This window comes from Shewanella sp. 6_MG-2023, assembly GCF_030547195.1.
Lineage (GTDB): Bacteria > Pseudomonadota > Gammaproteobacteria > Enterobacterales > Shewanellaceae > Shewanella.
Map to the genome: position 1 here is coordinate 1 of NZ_JAUOQU010000055.1, position 6,077 is coordinate 6,077.

Here is a 6,077-nt window from a genome sequence, read left to right on the forward strand (position 1 = left end):
CTTACCGACAACGGTGATGGCACCCATAGCTTTGCGCCAAATGAAAACTTCAATGGTGATTTACAGCTCGATTTCGGCGTCAGCGATGGCACGGTAACCACACCAGCTAACATCGACATTGCGGTTACGGATGTCAACGATGCACCGGTTGCGGGTTCAACCTCATACACAGTTAACGAAGACGGCCAAATCACCATTAGCGCTGAGCAGCTATTAGCGAACTCAAGCGATGTGGATGGCACCGTCAGCCTAGACTCAGTGTCATACTCTGGTACCGACGGCATATTAACGAATAATCTTGATGGCTCGGTCACTTTCTTCCCTAATGAGAACTTCAACGGCGAAATCAGTCTTGATGTGGTGGTTATCGATGATGACGGCGCGACCGCTGAAACCACCGCAGGCATCACCACACTCGCGGTCAATGATGTGCCATTGGTTGATGGTAACCTGGCTTACAATGTCGATGAAGATGGCACCATTACTCTCAGCCAAGAACAATTACTTGCCAATGCATCTGATGTAGACGGTGATGATTTAACCGCTGAAGGGCTTAGCGTTGCTGGTAACGCAACAGTTGTGGCGAATGACGATGGCAGCTTTACGATTACCCCAGATGCGGACTTTAATGGCGACTTAGACTTAAGCTTTGATGTCTCAGATGGCACCACCACAGTGGCCACCGGTGTTGATTTAACCGTTAACCCAGTCAACGATGCACCGATTGCGGGTGCCGATATTTATATTCAAGCAGAAGAAGATCAAACCGTTGGCGTTAGTCTTCGTGAAGAGCCTGCTATTCGCCTCGATGCACAACCTGAGTTTGGTATTGTGCAAGCCAATATCAATGATGAATGGGTGACGTTAGAGGTAGGACAAGAATTCGCGCCTGATACTGAAGTACGCTTTGTTGCTGATGAAACCGCAGTTACTGATTCTACTCATACCAGTCAAATCGGTACCTTCGATGATAATGCGACAGTTGATGATTGGGGCACAGAAATAGATTCACATACCCGTGAATTTACTGATGGCGACTTAGTAGTTACCACCCAGAGTACAGATGGGCCGTTAGGCGCTTGGAATGGTAATACTCATATTGGCCATGGTATTGGCGATACCGATAGACAAGGTTTAAGTGGTGATGAGCAGCTAGTTATTAATGTTGAAGGTCAAGATATTAATGAAATCAGCTTCGAACTAGATGGCTTAGGTGGTTGGTTTGTTGAAGGATCTAAAAACTTCACTGAAGTAGAAATTAGGGCTTTTGATGCCGATGGTAACCTCATCGACTCACAAACTTATCATAAAGATGATAATAGTAGTTTCGAGCATACGTATACCCTTACCACGGATGAACCCGTAGCACGATTTGAGTTAGGCACAATTGAAGGTAACGGCACTTATGTGGTGCAGAATATGTCTGTATCGCAGACGTTACCTGATGATGTGGTCTTTACATCGATTGCCGTAGATGGCACTGAAGTAACAGAAACAATTGAGCTGAACCTTCACGCTGGTGATCAAGATATCGATTTATCTGCAGAGCTTCCTGTTGTGACAAGTTCAGAAGGGGCAGATGGTTTTGCTTCTATTGTGATAACCGAGGAGCAGTTGCTTGCGCAAGCTTCTGATATTGATAGTGAAAATCTCGATATCATTAATCTTGAGTTAAACGATGAGAATGCAACGCTAACCGACAATGGTGATGGCACTTGGACCCTTACCCCAGATGAGAATTTCTCGGGGGATATTGACCTAACTTATCAAGTGACTGATGGTGAGTTAGTTGATGACAATACTATCCATATCAACTTTGCTGAGGTCAATGATGCACCAATTGCATCTGGACCAATAGTCCTTAGCACTGAAGAAGACAACTCTATTAGCTTCACTGATGCTGATTTACTTGCGAATGCATCTGACATTGAAGGTGATGATTTATCTATTCAAGATGTGAGTTACAGCGGTAATGCCGGTGAGTTAATTACCAATGACGATGGTAGTTACACCTTTGTTCCCAACGAAAATTTCAATGGTGACGTCGACTTAAGTTATGGCATTAGTGATGGTCAAGATGTTACAACCAATAATATTGATTTAACTGTTATCCCTGTTAATGATGTCCCTGTTGCAGGGGCGCCATTAGATTTACAAATGCTCAATGATGGCACCATGACCATTAATGCATCTAGCTTATTGTCAGGTGCAAGTGATGTTGATGGCGATATTCTTCATATTGAAGATTTAGTGCTGACCAATCAGCTGGATGGTACTTTGGTCGACAACGGTGACAATACCTTTAGCTTCACGCCAGCAGAAGGATTTACCGGCAATGTGTCTTTGTCATTCGAGGTTAGTGATGGCCAAGCATCTGCTCCTAGTTCATTAAATATTACCGTTGAAGAATACAACGAAGGCCCTGAAGTCTCTGGCCCAGTTGCGGTAACTGTGGATGAAGACGGCAGTATTACCCTATCTCAAGAAGAATTACTCGCCAATGCCAGTGATGTCGATGGTGATTCTCTGGCCGCAACCAATCTTGTTACCAACGATGAAAATGCGACTGTCGTACAAAATGACAATGGCAGCTTTACGATCACCCCAAGTGAAGATTTCAATGGTGACATCCAATTTACATACGATGTGACTGATGGTATTGAAACGGTTGCCACTGAATTAGATCTAACGGTTACGCCAGTTAATGATGCTCCAGATGTTCCTGATCTTTCATTTAATACCATGGAAGATGAAGCTATAACGGTTACTACCGAGCAGTTACTGGCTCAAGCAACGGATATAGAAGGCGATGAGTTATCTGTTGTTAATGTCACATCGCAAGATCCAAACGTTGAAGTCATTGATAATGGCGATGGGACTTATACGCTAACCCCACAAGCGGAATACAGCGGTACCGCCAGCTTGAGCTTTGATGTCAGTGACGGCACTGATGTGGTTTCGGCCGATATTAGTCTTAATGTTGAGTTTGTAAATGATGTCCCTGAAGCTGGGCCTATTGTTGCTTCTGTAGACGAAGATGGCACAATTTTAGTTACTCAAGAAATGCTACTTGAAAATGCATCAGATCAAGATGGTGATTTCTTAAGAGCCGATGGTTTACAAACTAACGATCCAAATGCGACCGTTGTCGATAATGGCGACGGTACCTTTAGCGTTACGCCTTCTGCTGATTTTAATGGCGATATTGTCTTTAGTTATGATGTTTCGGACGGTGAAACTGACACACCTACAGAGCTGACTCTGACAGTTAATCCAATTAATGACGCGCCTGAAGTGCAGCCGCTTAATTTTGCAATTCAAGAAGATGGAACATTAATCTTCACAGAAGAGCAATTATTGGCACAAGCGACAGATATCGAAGGTGATGAGCTTAGTATTACTGATGTATCTTACAGCGCAGATGAAGGTACATTGACGAATAATGGCGACGGTACTTACAGCTTCACTCCGAATGAACATTTTAGTGGCAATATTGAGGTCGATTTTAGTGTGTCAGATGGCACAGATGAGGTATCACAAAGTATTGGTGTTGCCATCGAAGCCGTTGCTGATGCTCCTGACTTAACAGTAACAACGGGTGATGGCGATGTCGTCACTGATGAAGTGATTGTGGTAGAGCCCGGTTCAACCACGCAACTTAATATTGATGCAAGTCTAGTGGATCAAGACCTTTCTGAAACCCTTACGGTTGAAGTAAATGGTTTACCAGAAGGTTCAGTACTGACCTATGACGGCGAAGCGCTGTTTGACGAACAAAGCAGCGGTATTACCAGTTACGACAATACCGATATTACCGTGACGTTCCAGGGCGAAACTGCCGGATATCAAAATACGGCGGGTTACTATACCGTTGATGAAGAAGGTAATATTACAGGGGTACAAATTGGTTTTGAAAATGCTTCTGAAGTGGGCTCTGGCGGTGAATTAATCCCAGGTGAATCATCCTTCACGTTTGATGTCGAGGCGGGTGAAAGCTTCAATCTATTTGTGATCCCAAATGGTTTCAATCGTAATGACTTTGAGAATATGCAGGACGGTACATTTGAGTTCCGCGATGCCGATGGTAACCCTGCGACTATCGACTCAGTCGACCCGCGATTGGTTCACATTAGTGAAGATGGCGTCGAAACGCCGATTTTAAGTCAATTTGGTGATGCGATTTTCCATGGTGGCAGCAATAGCAATCTTAACGAAGATGGCATAGAGCATACGAGAACCACACTGAATGAAGATGGCGATATTGTTTACGGTGTTGAAGATCTCTTTGGCGGCGGAGATCAAGATTTTGATGACTTCACATTTACCATTGATGTTGGTGAAACAAATAGCCAAATTTTCCAAGGTGAAATTGTTGTTGGTGAAGATGGCAGCGTTGTTATCCCAACCACTGTGTTGGATCAAAACCTTGCAGTTACCTTCCCTGAGGATTACACCGGTTCAGCATCGTTAGAGATCATCGCAACAGCCACTGAACTGTCAAATGACGATCAATCTAGTACTGTTCAAACGATAAACTTTGAAGTTGACCATGCACCTGATTCTGATGCAGTTACCGCACAGGTTGATGAAGATGGCTCAATCACTATTACTCAAGCTGATTTATTAGCGAATGCGACCGATCTTGATGGTGATGATTTAGTTGCCGTTAATGTCAGCTCTGATGATGACAATGTCACATTGGTCGACAATGGTGATGGAACATACACAGTTACCCCTGATGCGGACTTCAACGGTGAAGTATCGTTTAGCTTTGATGTCAGTGATGGCGATCAAATCGTCTCCACTGAATTAAATCTAAGTGTTAACCCTGTTAATGATGCTGCTCTAGCGCAAGATCAAAGCTTTAGCATGAACGAAGACGGCGTGATCATCATTACCGATGAGCAACTGCTTGTTGGTGCCACCGACATTGAAGGTGATAATTTAACTATCGCCGATGTGAGTTACACAGGTACCGATGGTGTGCTCACCGACAACGGTGATGGTACCCATAGCTTCGCGCCAAATGAAAACTTTAATGGTGATGTGCAACTTGAATATGGGGTAAGCGATGGAACTGAAGTGACCCCAGCTAACATTGATATCGCTGTTGCCGATGTTAACGATGCACCGGTAGCGGGTTCAACTTCATACACAGTCAACGAAGATGGCCAAATCACCATTAGCCCTGAGCAGTTATTGGCAAACTCTAGTGATGTTGATGGTAGCGTTAGTTTAGATAGCGTGAGCTACTCAGGCACCGACGGTATTCTGGTTCAAAACTCGGATGGCTCAGTGACCTTCTCGCCAAACGAGAACTTCAATGGTGATATTAGCCTCGATATCTCAGTCATCGATGATGATGGGGCAGTGGCGCAAACCACAGCAGGCATTGAAGTCATTGCGGTGAATGATGCACCCGTTTCGGGTGATCTGGCTTACAGTGTTGATGAAGACGGCAGTATTACCCTGTCTCAAGAGCAATTGTTAGCCAATGCCAGTGATGTAGACGGTGATGACTTAACTGCTGGAAATCTAACTGGCGGTAACAACGTTACTATCACAGAAAACGACGATGGTTCATTTACCCTGACTCCTGATGCAAACTTCCATGGTGAAATGGATATAAGCTTTGATGTCTATGACGGTGGAACCACAGTTCAAGCCAACATTGATCTGACTATTAACCCTATAAATGACACAACAGTAGGAGTGGAAGATCAAGCTTACACTGTCGAAGAAGATGGAACCTTAATCTTCACTGATGAGCAATTGCTTACGGGCGCAACAGACATCGATGGAGACGACTTATCCGTTAGTGGTGTTGAATACAGTGGTACCGAAGGTGTATTCACTGATAATGGCGATGGAACATATAGTTTTGCGCCAAATGAGAACTTTAATGGTCAAGTTGAACTTAGCTTCTCGGTCACTGATGGAAAAGAAACCGTTGGCGCTAATATCGATATTACAGTAACTGATATTAATGATGCACCGGTAGCGGGTTCAACCTCATACACAGTCAACGAAGACGGCCAAATCACCATTAGCGCTGAGCAGTTATTAGCGAACTCAAG

The 6,077-nt window shown here is 44.2% G+C and carries 1 protein-coding gene; it reads left to right on the forward strand.

Going from position 1 to position 6,077, the window contains the following annotated elements; all coding sequences use genetic code 11:
• On the forward strand, nt 1–6,077 hold a 6,077-nt coding region (locus Q4533_RS19350), incomplete at both ends, for a tandem-95 repeat protein (RefSeq protein WP_303503859.1).